This window comes from Pseudomonas kuykendallii, from assembly GCF_900106975.1.
Taxonomy (GTDB): domain Bacteria; phylum Pseudomonadota; class Gammaproteobacteria; order Pseudomonadales; family Pseudomonadaceae; genus Pseudomonas_O; species Pseudomonas_O kuykendallii.
Genome location: NZ_FNNU01000001.1, coordinates 608014 through 621711 on the forward strand (window position 1 = coordinate 608014; position 13698 = coordinate 621711).

Annotated in this window: 8 protein-coding genes; all 8 read right to left on the reverse strand. The window is 71.3% G+C overall.

Going from position 1 to position 13698, the window contains the following annotated elements; translation table 11 throughout:
• Positions 1-4: 4 nt before the first annotated feature.
• The 8 genes from phoB to recC all read right to left on the reverse strand — a co-directional run bounded on the left by phoB (position 5) and on the right by recC (position 13639).
• On the reverse strand, positions 5-694 hold the full coding sequence (gene phoB / locus BLV15_RS02765; protein ID WP_090224421.1) for a phosphate regulon transcriptional regulator PhoB: 690 nt from the start codon (positions 692-694) through the stop codon (positions 5-7).
• Between the two features lie 78 nt (positions 695-772).
• Positions 773-1660, reverse strand: coding sequence for a 4-hydroxybenzoate octaprenyltransferase (ubiA, locus tag BLV15_RS02770; protein WP_090224423.1), 888 nt, complete (start codon positions 1658-1660; stop codon positions 773-775).
• Between the two features lie 70 nt (positions 1661-1730).
• Positions 1731-2276: a chorismate--pyruvate lyase family protein gene (locus tag BLV15_RS02775; RefSeq protein ID WP_407072438.1), complete on the reverse strand. Its 546-nt coding sequence runs from the start codon at positions 2274-2276 to the stop codon at positions 1731-1733.
• Between the two features lie 52 nt (positions 2277-2328).
• Complete coding sequence (locus tag BLV15_RS02780; protein ID WP_090224426.1) at positions 2329-2853, reverse strand: Mpo1 family 2-hydroxy fatty acid dioxygenase; 525 nt, start codon at positions 2851-2853, stop codon at positions 2329-2331.
• Between the two features lie 80 nt (positions 2854-2933).
• Positions 2934-4499 (reverse strand): methyl-accepting chemotaxis protein, encoded by a 1566-nt coding sequence (locus BLV15_RS02785; protein WP_090224428.1) that lies wholly within the window; start codon positions 4497-4499, stop codon positions 2934-2936.
• Between the two features lie 149 nt (positions 4500-4648).
• On the reverse strand, positions 4649-6493 hold the full coding sequence (gene recD / locus BLV15_RS02790; protein WP_090224430.1) for an exodeoxyribonuclease V subunit alpha: 1845 nt from the start codon (positions 6491-6493) through the stop codon (positions 4649-4651).
• A 289-nt stretch (positions 6494-6782) separates the two neighbouring features.
• The gene (recB, locus tag BLV15_RS02795; protein WP_090224432.1) at positions 6783-10355 is read right to left on the reverse strand and encodes an exodeoxyribonuclease V subunit beta; all 3573 of its coding nucleotides are present in this window, start codon (positions 10353-10355) and stop codon (positions 6783-6785) included.
• On the reverse strand, positions 10352-13639 hold the full coding sequence (recC, locus tag BLV15_RS02800; RefSeq protein ID WP_090224434.1) for an exodeoxyribonuclease V subunit gamma: 3288 nt from the start codon (positions 13637-13639) through the stop codon (positions 10352-10354). Before recC ends, recB begins: the two co-directional genes overlap by 4 nt.
• Between the last annotated feature and the right edge of the window lie 59 nt (positions 13640-13698).

Sequence of the window (13698 nt, forward strand, 5' to 3'; positions counted from 1 at the left end):
GCCGTCAGCTCTTGGTGGAGAAGCGGTAGCCGGTACCGCGTACCGTCTGCACCAGGTTCTCGTGCACCTCGCCCAGCGCCTTGCGCAGGCGGCGGATATGCACGTCCACGGTGCGCTCCTCGACGTACACGTTGCCGCCCCAGACCTGGTCGAGCAACTGGCCGCGGCTGTAGGCGCGCTCCTGGTGGGTCATGAAGAACTGCAGCAGGCGGTACTCGGTGGGGCCCATCTCGGCCGGCTTGCCGTCGATGGTGACACGGTGGCTGACCGGATCGAGCAGCAGGCTGCCGACCTCGATCGGCGCCTCGTTGTCCACCGGCCCGGCGCGGCGCAGCACGGCCTTGAGCCGGGCGACCAGCTCGCGCGGCGAGAACGGCTTGGTGATGTAGTCGTCGGCGCCGACTTCCAGGCCCTGGATCTTGTTGTCCTCTTCGCCCTTCGCGGTGAGCATGATGATCGGCACTTCGGCGGTCATCTCGTCTCGCTTGAGGCGCCGCGCCAGCTCGATGCCGGTGGTGCCGGGCAGCATCCAGTCGAGCAGGATCAGGTCCGGCTGCCGGTCGACGATCAGCGCGTGCGCCTGCTGGGTGTTTTCCGCCTCGAGGCATTCGTAGCCGGCCATCTCCAGCGCCACCGCGATCATCTCGCGGATCGGCGCCTCGTCGTCCACGATGAGGATTGTTCTACCTGCCATGTCCATTCCTGCCCAAACCATCTATGCGTCGCATTAGATAACGGAAATGTTGCAGCGATGTGACAGGCGCGCGTCCGCCTAGAAGGCGTAATCCAGCACGATGCCGAGGAAGATCGCCAGCCCGGCCCAGTGGTTGTGCAGGAAGGCCTTGAAGCACACCAGCGGCTCGCGCCGGCGGGTGGTCCAGAACTCCCAGGCGAAGCACGCCGCGGCCACGCCCAGGCCGAGATGGAACCAGCCGCCCAGCTCGAAGCGCCCGCCGGCCAGCAGCAGGCACAGCAGCGCCAGCAGTTGCAGCGTGAGGATGATAGCGCGGTCGGCGTCGCCGAACAGGATGGCGGTGGATTTCACCCCGATCTTCAGGTCGTCCTCGCGGTCGGCCATGGCGTAGTAGGTGTCGTAGGCCACCGTCCACAAGAGGTTGGCGATGTACAGCAACCAGGCCGCTGCCGGCAGGCTGCCGGTTTCGGCGGTGAACGCCATCGGCATGCCCCAGGAGAACGCCGCGCCGAGCACCACCTGCGGGTAGAAGGTGTAGCGCTTCATGAACGGGTAGCTGGCCGCCAGCACCACGCCGCCGATCGACAGCCAGAGAGTCGTGACGTTGGTGAACAGCACCAGCACGAAGCTCGCCGCCAGCAGCACGGCGAACAGCACCAGCGCCTCTTTCGGACGAATCGCCCCGCTGGCCAGGGGACGCGCGCGGGTGCGGGCGACGTGGCCGTCGAAATCGCGGTCGGCGTAGTCGTTGATCACGCAGCCGGCGGCGCGCATCAGCAGCACCCCAGCCACGAAGATGAACAGGTTCTTCGCGCTCGGCACGCCCTTGGCCGCCACCCACAACGCCCACAGCGTCGGCCACAGCAGCAGGTAGATGCCGATCGGCTTGTCCAGGCGCATCAGCTGGATGAAGTCCCAGGTGCGCGGGTGCAGGCGGTTCAGTGAGTGCAGCAGGCGGGTGTACATCGAGGGCGGCTCCGATCCGGTCGCGCGGAGTATACCGGCTCGCCGTCGCCGTCGAAGCGCGGCGCGCGGATCACGCCCCGGCGGCGTGCCACAGCGCCGGCAGGAACACCTCGGCGACCAGCACGCCCAGCGCGCCACGGCGGAAGCACGAACGCCGCGCCCAGAGCCCGGCCGCGGCCTGTTCGCCCGGCAGCCATTCGGCCGGATAGACGCAGGCCTGCAACTCGCCGCGCGCGAAGGCCTGGTCGCTGAACAGCAGTTCGCCCAGAGAGCGCCGCCCCAGCGCCTCCAGCGCCAGCCCGGAGCCCTCCAGCGCCGCGCGTGCGGCGACGCTGCGGGCGAATACCCAGGGCTGGCCGTGGCCGCGCAGGAGCACTTCGCGCACCCAGCCCTGGCTGCCCGGGGCGACACCGAGCGCCGCGCACTCCTCGTCGCGCAGCGGCTGCCAGCCTTCGGCGAGCGGCGTGACGTCGAACGCGCCGTCCGCCAGGGCGGTGAGGCGACGGGTCAGCGAGCCCTGGTCGAACAACCAGTCGCGCACGGCGGCATCGGCGGCGGGTGGCAGCTCGGCAGCGCCGAGCCAGCGGGGGGAAGAAGCGGAAGAAGGGATCGACACGGCAACCTGGGCGAGATTCAAAGCGCGGAGTCTACCCGAACTGGCGGTTTGCTCAGGCGGTGGCGTCGCGCCCGCGGACATGCGTCGGCCCGGCGCGCTCTTCGATCTGCCGCTCGACGTCCTTGCGCAGGCCGAGCAGGAAGGCCAGCTCGGCGACCACGAACAGCGGGCCGACCGCCAGGCCCATGAGGTCATCGACGAACGCCGGCTTGCGCCCCTCGTAGTAATGGCCGACGAACTGGATCACCCAGCCGACGAAGAACAGCCCGAGCCCGGCACCCAGCCACAACGCGGTGCCCTGCACCGCCAGCGCCGCGCCGGCGGCCAGGCTGAGCAGCAGCAAGGCGCCCATGACCAGCCCGAAGCGCAGGTCCAGGCGCAGGTAGAACAGCCCTGTCACCAATGCCAGCAGAGCCGCCGGCGACAGCCACAAACCGCCCAGCGACAGACCCGGCCGCGACAGCAGCACGGCCACGGCGACCACGATCAGCGGGATACCGACGAAATGGGTGAGGATGTTGCGCTTGTCGCGGTGGTAGTCGGCGTATTGGGCCAGGTGATCGACGAGGGTTTTCATTGTTGTTGTCCTCAGGGTTGAGGCCTCGATGATGCGCAAGCGCCGGGCAGACGGCAAGCGGCCTCACGGCGAGCGGGCTCTCAAGGCTCGGGGCGATAGCCCAGGCGCAGCCCGCCCCAGTGCCGGCCCAGCACGCGGATCGGCACCGAGAGATCGTGCATCAGCTCGCCGGTATCGCGCATGTAGGTCTGCAGCAGCAGGCGCTGCTGGTGGCTGCCGCAGCGGCGTCCGGTGCGGTCGTCGAAGATCCGCTTGCTGCGGCTGCGCAGCATGTCCTGCGCCGGGTCGCCGGTGGGCGCATGGCTGAAAGCGCGGTTGTGCGTCGGCACGTAGCCCTCCGGGGTGCTGGCGATGGCGAACACCAGGCCGTCGTGACGCGCCAGCAACGGCTCCTGGATGGCCGGCAGGACGTCGTCGCTGTAGCCGTCGAAACGGGTGCGGTAGCGCGCCGGTTTGCTGCCGGCGACCAGCCGGTAGTTGCGGTCGAAGAGGTCGTCGACGCTCAGCTTGCCGGCGGCGATATCCGCCTCGAACCGCGCCGCGATGGCCGCCGCGCCTTCCTGCGCGAGGTCGAAGATGCGCTGGTGATAATCGTCCAGGCGCACCTCGGCGAGTTGCTCGCTGACCGCCTCGGCCTGGCCCACCAGTTGCGTCGCCGCCTCGCCGAGCTGGCGCGTCTGCGCATCGCTGGCGTGGGCGTCGGCGCGCAACTGCGCCAGCGCCTCGAACAGTTCCACCAGGCGCTGCTGGTTGTCCTGGGTGCCGGCGGCGATCTGCGCCACCTGCGCCTCGACGTCGCCGGCCAGCCCGGCGATGCCGGACAGCTGACGGCCGGTCTGCTCGACCTGCCCGGCCGCTTCGTCCAGCTCGCTGGCCTGCTGCTGGATATGATTGACCACCGCTTCGCTCTGCTGACGGATGTCGGCGACCATCTGGCCGACCTCCCCGGTGGCCTCGGCGGTGCGCGCGGCGAGGTTGCGCACCTCGTCGGCGACCACCGCGAAACCGCGCCCGGCCTCGCCGGCACGCGCCGCCTCGATGGCCGCGTTGAGCGCCAGCAGGTTGGTCTGGCTGGCGATGGACTGGATCACCGCGGTGACCTGGCCGATCTGCTCGGTACGCGCGCCGAGCCCGGCGATCAGCTCGCGGCTGGCGGCGGTCTGCGCGCTGAGCTGCTGCATCCGGCCGATCGCCTGCTGCAGCTCGTGCTGCCCGCTGTCGGCGCTCTGGCGCACGGCCTGCGCGGCTTCCAGCGTATGCCCGGTACGCTGCGCGCTGTCCTCGCCGGTGGCGGTCATCGCCTCGGCGCTGGCGGCCAGCTGGTCCACCGCGGCCATTTGCGACTGCAGCTTGCCGGCCAGTTGCTGCACACCGAACGAGACCTGGGCGGCATACAGCGCGTTGTGGCTGGTGTGCCGCGACAGGCTCTGGCTGAGCGCGCTGAAGTCGGTCGCCGGCTGTGGCGCGGCGTTCCCTTCCGCCGGACGTTGCCAGGGGCCCAGCCACGGCCACAGCGCCAGCAGCAGCGCCGCCGGAATGCTCAGCCACAGCGGCAACGCCCAGGATTGGTAGACGACGACAAGCAGGATCAGCCCGGTCGCGTGCAGCAGGCAGGCGACGGGGTGGCAACGGTAGCTGGATGACATGCGGCGTTCTCGTTGTTATTGACCGGTCATGCCTGCATTTAGGCAGTTCTCGCGCGGCCACGCCATCGCCGAATGGTCGTAACGACGCTGAACTTTGTTATCGGCCGCCGCGCCGCGTAGTTGAGCGGCGCCACTTACCTCTGGTCGTCTCAGAAGAGGTCCAGTTGGCCCTGGTCGGGCGTCGCCGGCGCAGTCTCCATGGGCACGTCCTCGCGCGCCAGCCGCCGGGCCAGGCCGGCCGCGCGTTCGGCGCGGGTTTCCACCGCGTCGAGCAGGCGCGCCGGCCGGCCCCAGATGTCCACGCGGTGCTTGGCGCGGGTGATGCCGGTGTAGAACAGCGCGCAGGTCAGCAACGGGCTGGGCAGTTCGGGCAGTGCCAGCAGCACCTCGCCGAACTCCGAGCCCTGGCTCTTGTGCACGGTCATGGCGAACGCGCTGTCGTGGCTGGGCAGGCGCGCCGGGGCGAAGGCGCGATAGCCGTCCTCCCCCTCGAAATGGACGCGCAGGCCGAATTCACCGTGCAGGCACAGGCCGATGTCGCCATTGAACAGGCCGAGGGCGTAGTCGTTCTGCCGCACCATCACCGCGCGGCCGGGATACCAGCGTTCGCGCTCGGGCAGGCTCAGGCGGCGCTTGATGCGCGCTTCCAGCGCCTCGTTGATACCCGTCACGCCCCACGGCCCCTCGCGCTGCGCGGTGAGCGCGCGGAAGGCGTTGAACGCGGCGAAGGCCTGCGCCGGGTCGCCGCTGCGCGTCGCCTGCAGGTAGGGGCGATACGCCTGGTCGAGGCGTTCCAGCAGCGCCGCCGGGGACGGCTGGTCCTGCCAGTGCAGGTCGGCGCGGTTTTCCCGCAGCAGGCTCAGGGTGCCCGCCGCATCGCCGCCGTTGATCCGCCGCGCCAGCTCGCCGATGCCGCTGTCGCCGGCGAAACGGTGGCTATGGGTGAGCAGCACCACGGCGTCGCCGAGCTTCGAGCGCGGCGCCTCGACCGCCACGGCCTGGCCGGTGATGCGCCGCAGGTCGGCCACCGCCTGGGCGTCGAAACCGCGCCCTTCGCAGAGTTCGGCGAACACCGCGCCGGCCTCCACCGCGGCCAGCTGGTCCTTGTCGCCGAGCAGGATCAGCCGCGCGTGCGGCGGCAACGCGTCGACCAGCTTGGCCATCAGCGCCAGGTCGACCATCGAGGCTTCGTCGACCACCAGCACGTCCAGCGCCAGCGGCCGCGCCGCGTCGTGGCGCACCCGGGGCGTATCGCCACGGCTGCCGAGCAGGCGATGCAGCGTGCGCGCCTCTTCCGGTAACGCCGCCTTGATCGCCTCGTCCACCGGCAGCGCCGCCTTAGCGGTGCGGATCGCCTCGGCCATGCGCGCCGCCGCCTTGCCGGTGGGCGCGGCCAGGCCGATGGCCAGGTCGCTGGCGCCCGACGCGGCGGCGCCCGGCTGTTCCAGCAGCGCCGCGAGCAGACGTACCACGGTGGTGGTCTTGCCGGTGCCGGGGCCGCCGGAGATCACCGACAGGCGCCGACGCACCGCCTGCGCCGCGGCCAGGCGCTGCCAGTCAGGCAGGGTGCCGGCGTTGAAGGCGAACAACCGCGCCAGGCTTTCCCCCAGCGCCGCTTCATCCACTTCGGGAACATCCGCCGCACGCCGCAGCAACTGCGCGGCGAGCTGCGTTTCGTAGGCGTGGTAGCGCGCCAGGTACAGGCGCTCGCCATCGAGGATCAGCGGCGCGAAGCCACCCGGCGCACCGACCAGCGCGCTGCCCTGCAACTGCGCGCGCCAGTCGGCCAGGCCCGGCAGGACGAAGGCGTGCTCCGGCCACGGGCGGCGCCCGGCGCGGCGCTCCAGCAACAGGCAGACATCGCCGGCGCCCAACGCCTCGCAGCACAGTGCGGCGGCGGCCAGCACCGACTCCCCCGCCGCCGGATCGAGGCGGCGCAGGCTATCGACCAAGGCGCGTTCCAGCGGCCCAAGCGGCAGTTCGGCAAGGCTCATCGGCAACCTCCGTAGGGTGCGCCATGCGCACCAGTCGCCACTGCGGAGCTGGCGGTGCGCGCGGCGCACCCTACGGCGAGCGGCCATTCGGCAAGGTTCATCGGCAACCCCCGTAGGGCGCGCCATGCGCACCAGTAGCCACCGCGGTGTTGGCGGTGCGCGCGGCGCACCCTACGGCGAGCGGCCATTCGGCAAGGTTCATCGGCAACCCCCGTAGGGTGCGCCATGCGCACCGATATCCCCGTACGGGGCCACGGTGCGCACGCGGGTTGCACCCGCCCTACACCGATCATGTGGCCGCTCCGGCGAACAGTCGGTCGAGGGCATCCAGCAGTGCATCGCCGGGCCGGGCGAAGTACACGCCGGCCTGCGGCATGCCGCGCAGGAACAGGTAGTAGGCGCCGCCAAGCTGCGCGTTGCTGAAGTCGGCCAGGCGCTGGCGCAGGAAGCGCCGCAGCGCCACCAGGTAGATCAGGTACTGCAGGTAGTAATGTTCGTCGGCCAGGGCCTGCAGCAGGCGTTCGCCGCCGTAATGGCTGGCGTCCGGGCCGAGCCAGTTGGACTTGTAGTCGAGGATGTACCAGCGCCCGGCGTGCTCGAAGGTGAGGTCGATGAAGCCCTTGAGGAAGCCCTCGAGGCTGTCGAACTCCAGGCGCTCGGCGGCCAGGCGCAGCGGTTCCGCCAGGCCCATCGCGGGGTCGGCGAGCAGCACGCGCAGGCGCTGCACGTCGAGGTTCGCTACCGGGAAGGTGAAGCCCAGCTCGGGCAGGCGACGGGCGCGTTGCAGGCTGGCCAGGGTCAGGCCGGCGCGGTCGAGATCGGTCTCCAGGACCTGCTGCAGGTGCTGCTCGGCGATCGGGCCCCAGGTCTCGGCGTCGATGCCGTGGGCACTCAGCGCCGGGGCGACCAGCTCGGCCAGCGGCGCCTTGTCCCGCGCCCAGTCTTCGAGAATCGCGTGCAGGCAGGTCCCCGCCCGCGCCCCACGGGGGAAGGCGAAGAAACCTACGCCCGGCTCGCTGGCGGCCGGCATCGCCAAGGCGTCGCGGTCCGGCGCCTCCATGTGCATGCCGGCGGCCAGCCCGGAGAAGCTGCCGATGCGCCAGGCGCTCTGCAGGCTGCGCTGGAACGGCTGCAGCGCGGCCGGCGCCTGGGCGCGCGGCTCGCCGCCGGCAGTGGCTTCGCGGTCGAGCAGACCCACGCGGGCGATCATCCCCTGGCTGCTCTCGGCCAGGCGGTCCAGCTCGGCCGCCAGCGCCACGCCGGGCTTCTCGCTGAGGTGCGCGGCGATTTCGCCGAGGGCGTCGTCTCCGGGCAACTGCCGACCGTGCAGCAGCCAGGCCAACGCGCTGCTGTGCAGGCCTTCGTCGGGCAGGCCACCGTCCTTCTTCGGCTTGGGCACGGCGACCGGGCCCCAGTGCAGCCACAGCCGGTCACGCGCGCGGGTCAGCGCCACGTAGGTCAGGCGCAGCTTCTCGGCGAACACTTCGCGCCGGGCTTTTTCCAGACGCTGGTCGAGCCGCGCGCTGCCGAGGTCGAGCAGCGGCTGGCCGTTTTCATCGTGGCAGCGGGCGCTGTCGGTGAATTGACCGAGCAGCTTGCCGTCCCAGAGGAACGGGCAGAACACCAGCGGATACTCCAGGCCCTTGGACGTGTGGATGGTGACGATCTGCACGCGCTCGGCATCGCTTTCCAGGCGCAACAGGGCATCGTCGCCGGCGCCCTCGCTGTTGCGCTGGCCGTTGAACCAGGCGAGCAGCGCTTCCAGGCCGGGACGTTGCAGGCTCTCGGCCTGCAGCAGCTCGGCCAGATGCAGCAGGTTGGTCAGCCGGCGCTCGCCGTCGATGCCCGCCAGCAAGCGTTCGGCCACCTGTTCCTGATCCAGCCAGGCGCGGAACACCCGCATGAAACCGTGCTGTTGCCACAGCTGGTGGTACTGCTCGGCGTCGGCGCGCTCCTTGTCCCAGGCGCGTTCGTCGTCCTGGCAACGCGCCAGCTGCGCGGCATCGCGGCCGAGCAGGCGGCTGGCCAGGGCATAGCGCAGCACGCCTTCGCGGCCCGGCTCGGCATAGGCGGCGAGTACCGCGGCCAGTTCGCCGGCTTCCTCGCTGTGCCACACGCTGTCGCGCCCGCGGCGCACGCTGGGCACGCCGCGCGCGGCCAGTTCGCCGGCGACGCTGGCGGCCTCGCGGTGGCTGGCGACCAGCACGGCGATGTCGCCGCCGCGCAACGGCGTGCGCCGGCCATCCTCGTCGAAATAGGCGCTGCCCTCGGCACTGGCGGCGAGCAGCCCGGCGATGCGCCGGGCGGTGTCGAGTGCGGCGATCTCGCCGGCGCGGCCCTTGTTGAAGCCCTCGTCGCCGAGCCAGACCAGCGCCAGCGGCGCATCGCCTTCCGCCGCCGGCAGCACCAGCTGCGCGCGAGGCTTGGCTCCGGCGCTGACCGGCGGGTAGTCCAGGCCGTTTTCGGCGAACGGCTGCGGGCGATCGAACAGGCGGTTCAATGCGTCGATCAGCTGCGGCGTTGAGCGGTAGTTGAATGGCAGGTCGTAGCGCCGCGCGGCCGCCGCGCGGGCGCTGAGGTAGGTGGCCAGGTCGGCGCCCCGGAACGCGTAGATGGCCTGCTTGGGGTCGCCGACGAAACACAGGTCGCCGCCCGGGCTGCTGCGCGACCCGCCCGGAACAACCGGGTAGAGGCGGTCGAAGATCCGGTACTGCACCGGATCGGTGTCCTGGAATTCGTCGATCAGCGCCAGCGGGTATTGCGCGCGCAGGGTCGCGGCCAGGTCGTCGCCGGCCGGGCCGTGCAGCGCCTCGTCGAGACGGTTGAGCAGGTCGTCGAAGGCCAGCAGGCGCTGCGCCGCCTTGCGCGCCGGCAGCTCGGCGTTGAGCTGGTCGAGCAGTTGCACCAGCAGGGCGATGAGCTTCTGCTTGCCTGCGGGAATTGCCTCGGCCAGCGCCTGGGCAAGGTCATCGAGGGCATGCGCCAGGGCGCATACCGGCGCCTCATGGCCCTTCTTGCAGGCTTTGGCCAACGCGGCGGTGCCGAGTTTTTCCAGCGCCTGGGGAGGCTCGAACAGCGCGGCTGGGTCGGCGAAGTAACTCTCCAGCTCGCCCTGCCACAGGGAGAATTTGCCGACCTTGTGCGTGCTCTGGCTGAGACCGGGGTGGGCGCGCAGCTCGTCGATCCAGGCCTGCCCGGCCTCGTGCCACAGCGCCGCGGCCTGCTCCCAGGCCGCATTCGCGGCGGCCAGTGCGTCCTGCGCCGGGGCCTCGCGCGGTTCGACGCGCAGGTAGGGCTTGCCCAGGTGGCTGCGCAGACGCTGGCGCAGCGCCGCCGGGGTGATCTTCTGCTTGGCCAGGTAGCGCGCCCAGGCCGGGTCGGCCTCCGCCAGCACGTGGCGCCAGGCGTCGCCGAGCAAGGCGTCGAGCACCTCGCGGTCGTCCTGGGTCAGCTCGCTGTCGAAGTCACCGCCGGCCTCGAAGGCGGAATCCTGCAGGGCACGCTGGCAGAAGCCGTGGATGGTGAAGATCGCCGCCTCGTCGAAGCCGTGCACGGCCAGCAGCAGGCGCCGCCGCGCGTCCTCGCCGGGGTGGCGACGGTGCAGTTCGGTGAGGAAGTCGTCCCTGCTCGGCGTGCCCTCATAGACCGCGAGCAGTTCCGCCAGGCGCGCGCGGATGCGCTCACGCAGCTCGGCGGTGGCGGCGGTGGTGTAGGTGACCACGAGGATCTGCCCGACGCCGAGCTGCTGCTCCAGCAGCAGGCGCGCGTACAGCGCGGTCAGGGTCCAGGTCTTGCCGGTGCCGGCGCTCGCCTCGATCAGCGAGCGGCCGGTGAAGGACGAAGTCTGCAGGTCGAGGCTCATGCGTCCTCCTCGTCGGCGGCCAACGCCAGCAACGCCGGGCCGAGTAGCTGTTCGGCGAGCTGTTCGAAGCGTTCGCCGAGGGGGTCGCGGTCGCGGAAGGCCAGGGCGTACCAAGGGTCCAGCGCTTCGCCGGGGATCGGGCTGAAGTCGGCGCCGAGCCAGGCGCTCTGCGCCGCGCCGCGGGCGGCCTCGAGGGGCTCCTTCCTGCTGCGTGCGCTGGGGGTGACCAGCGCCTTGGCGAAGTCGTGGCTGCTGCGGGTGAGGAACGGTAGCGGCGTGCTGAGCGCCTCGCGGTAGGCGGCCAGCCAGGGCTCCAGCAGCGCGTGCGAACTGGTTTGCGGGCCGAGCTGCCAGTCGCCGGCCGGCGAGATCAGCAGGCTGTCGCGGGCGATCCCTTCGCCGGCGGCGACGTTCAGCAGCAGATGCCGCAGCCAGAAACCCGGCAAGTCCCAGGCGCCGGGCGCATACAGCCGCCAGTCGAACAGGCCGCTGGCGGTCACGCCGTCGAGCCAGCCATGCACGCGCACGCCGGCCAGGGTGACATCCACCAGCAGCGGCTGCGGCGCATCCTCCGGGCGTGCCTCGAACAAGCGCGGGGCGAAGGCGCGCACCGGGCCGCGCAGCTTGCCCCACAGCGCGTGGCCGAGTTCGCCGGGCGGCAGCCAGCCGGCGGCGCGCGCGATGCGGCGCTCATCCTGCTCGCTCCAGTCGCGCTCCACCGCTTGCAGTGCCAGGGTGCGCAGGCCACGGCGGGCCGGGCCTTCGAGGGCGAACGGCTCGTCGCTGGCGATGGCTTCTTCCTCGTCGGCCAGGCGCAAACCGAGGCGCTGTTCGAGGAGGAATCGCGCCGGATGGTGGAAGCAGTGCAGCAGCTGCGACGGCTCAATCGTGAGCCACTCTTCACCCGGCTCCGGCAATTGCCCGATGAAGGGCGGCGGGCTCAGCTGTGGCGCTTCGGCCAGGCGTCGCGCGGCGCGGAACCACGACGTGGAGAAGCCCAACTGCTGGCCGTCTTGCTGGAAGTTGCCCGGCGCGAAGGGTTGCAGCGGGTGCGCGACGGTGATCGCGGCGCTGGCCTTGCCATTCGGCGCAACGGCGGTGATGTCGACGGCCTCGAGCAACTCGCTGACCAGCACCGAGGGCGGCAGCACGGCGTTGTCGCGCGGGTCGCGGCCGACGTAGCTGAGGTACAAGCCATCGCGCGCCGAGAGCAGGGTTTCCAGCAGCAGGTAGCGGTCGTCGAGGCGCCGCGCACGATCGCCCCGGCGCGGCTTCTTGCCGATCAGGTCGAAGCCGGCCACCGGCGTGCGGCGCGGCAGCGCGCCGTCGTCCAGGCCGAGCAGGCAGACCTGGCGGAACGGCAGGCTGCGCATCGGCACCATGGTGCAGAAGGTCACCGCGCCGGTAAGGAAACCCGAGGCGCCACCACCGGCCTCCAGCGCGGCGCCGAGCTGCTGGCGCACCAGGGCCAGCTCCAGCGGGCGGACGATGCCGGCATCCGCGGCCTGGCGCGCCAGCGCGGCGCAGGCCTGGCTGAGCAACAACAGGGTGTCGCCGGCTTCGCGCTCGTCGAACAGGCTGTCGATCAGACCTTGCAGGTCGAGCGCCCAGTCGGCCAGGGGACGCGCGCGCTGCAGGCTTGCGGCCAGGCCGGCGAGCGTGCCGACGAAGGCGCAGAGGCGCCCGAGCAGTTGCCCGCGCGCGCCCTCCAGGGCGTCCAGCGGCAGGCTGTCGCCGAGCAGCGGAAGCGCCTCGCCGGCCAGTTGCGGCGGCGCGGCGAAGCCCAGCAGCAGACGGTCCAGGCCCTGGGCCCAGGTGAAGGCGTTGTCCCCGGGCAGGCCGAGGGCGCGGCGGTGTTCGCCATCGCGGCCCCAGCGCACGCCGGCATCACGCAGCCAGTCGCGCAGCAGCGGCAGGTCTTCGGCCTCGATGCCGGCGCGCCGCGCGATGGCCGGCTGCTCCAGCCAGGCCAGCACGTCTTCGGCGGCGAAGCGGCTTTCCGGCAGCGCGAGCAGTTCGAGGAAGGCTTCCAGCAGCGGCAGCTCGGCGCGCAGGCTGCGGTCGGCGAGGCTGAACGGAATGCGCGGGGAGGCCTGCCGCGACGCGCCGGTGCGCGAGGCGAACACCGCCTCGATGTAGGGTGCGTAGCGTTCGATGTCCGGGGTCAGCACCACCACCTGGTCCGGCGTCAGGCTCGGGTCGGCGGCAAAGCGCGCGAGCAACTGGTCGTGGAGGATTTCCACTTCGCGCAGCGGCGAGTGGGCGACGTGCAGCTCCAGCGAACGTTCGTCTTCGCGCAGGGCGATGCGCTCGTCGGCCTGGCGCGTACGCAGGCGCAGAACGTCGTGCTGCAAAGCGTGCAGCAGGCTGTCGTCGACGAGATCGGCGTCTTCCGAATAGAGCCCGGTTTCCTGGCTGCCATCGGCCGACGCCAGGCTGAACAGGCTGTCGAAGAAGTCCCTCCCCTGCTTGCCGAGGCTGGCGAGCAGCGGGTGGCCAACATCCAGATACCATTCATCCGGGCTCAGCTCCGGCTGTTTCGCCAGCTCGCGGATGTCGCGGATATCGCCCCAGGCCTCGCGGCACGGGTTGAGGGCGAACAGCACCACCTCGGTGTGCCGGCCCAGGGCCTCGAGCACGCGCAGGTGGTGCGGCGGCAGCGAGCTGATGCCGAACACCAGCAGGCGCTCGGGCAGGTCGGCGAGGGGCGCGGGGTCGTACAGGCGTTGCAGCAGGTCGTCGAGCAGACGCGCGCGATGCGGGTGGCCGTCGGCGGTGAGCTCGCGCCAGAGCAGCGCCTGCCAGGCTTCGTCGGGGCCGAGGTCGCACAGCTCGCCGCGCTCCCAGACCGCCAGCCAGTCGTCGCGATAGAGCAGGTACTGGTCGAACACGTCGGCGATCTTCGCCGCCAGCGACAATCGCCGGCGTTCGTCGCCACCCTCGAGGTAACGCTGCAGGCGCTCGGCGCGCTGCAGGTTGGCCGGCTCGCAGAGCCAGTCGTAGAGGCGCCAGGTCAGCGTCACCGTGGTGAACGCCGACTGCTCCGGCAACTGGCCGAGCACCTGGCGCGAGAGGTCCCAGACGAACGCCGCCGGCAGCTTCACCTCCAGTTGCATGGCGATGCCCTGCTCGCGCGCCAGTTGCAGCGTCAGCCAGCGGCCGATGCCCTGGCTCGGTACCACCACGCGCGCCGGCGCGAAGGGGTCGCGTTGCGGCTGGGCGAGCAGGCGCGTGGCCAGGGCGCCGAGGGTTTCCAGATCGGGAGCGTGGTAGAGGTTGAGCATGGATGCGCGGTCTGCCGGGGGAATGCCTAGGTTATCAGTTCACCGCCGGTTCACGTCGC

Excerpts from the sequence above, each read along its gene's own strand:
- recB (WP_090224432.1), bottom strand. The coding sequence starts at position 10,355 with ATGAGCCTCGACCTGCAGACTTCGTCCTTCACCGGCCGCTCGCTGATC.
- recC (WP_090224434.1), bottom strand. The coding sequence starts at position 13,639 with ATGCTCAACCTCTACCACGCTCCCGATCTGGAAACCCTCGGCGCCCTG.
- recD (WP_090224430.1), bottom strand. The coding sequence starts at position 6,493 with ATGAGCCTTGCCGAACTGCCGCTTGGGCCGCTGGAACGCGCCTTGGTC.
- phoB (WP_090224421.1), bottom strand. The coding sequence starts at position 694 with ATGGCAGGTAGAACAATCCTCATCGTGGACGACGAGGCGCCGATCCGC.
- ubiA (WP_090224423.1), bottom strand. The coding sequence starts at position 1,660 with ATGTACACCCGCCTGCTGCACTCACTGAACCGCCTGCACCCGCGCACC.
- BLV15_RS02785 (WP_090224428.1), bottom strand. The coding sequence starts at position 4,499 with ATGTCATCCAGCTACCGTTGCCACCCCGTCGCCTGCCTGCTGCACGCG.
- BLV15_RS02780 (WP_090224426.1), bottom strand. The coding sequence starts at position 2,853 with ATGAAAACCCTCGTCGATCACCTGGCCCAATACGCCGACTACCACCGC.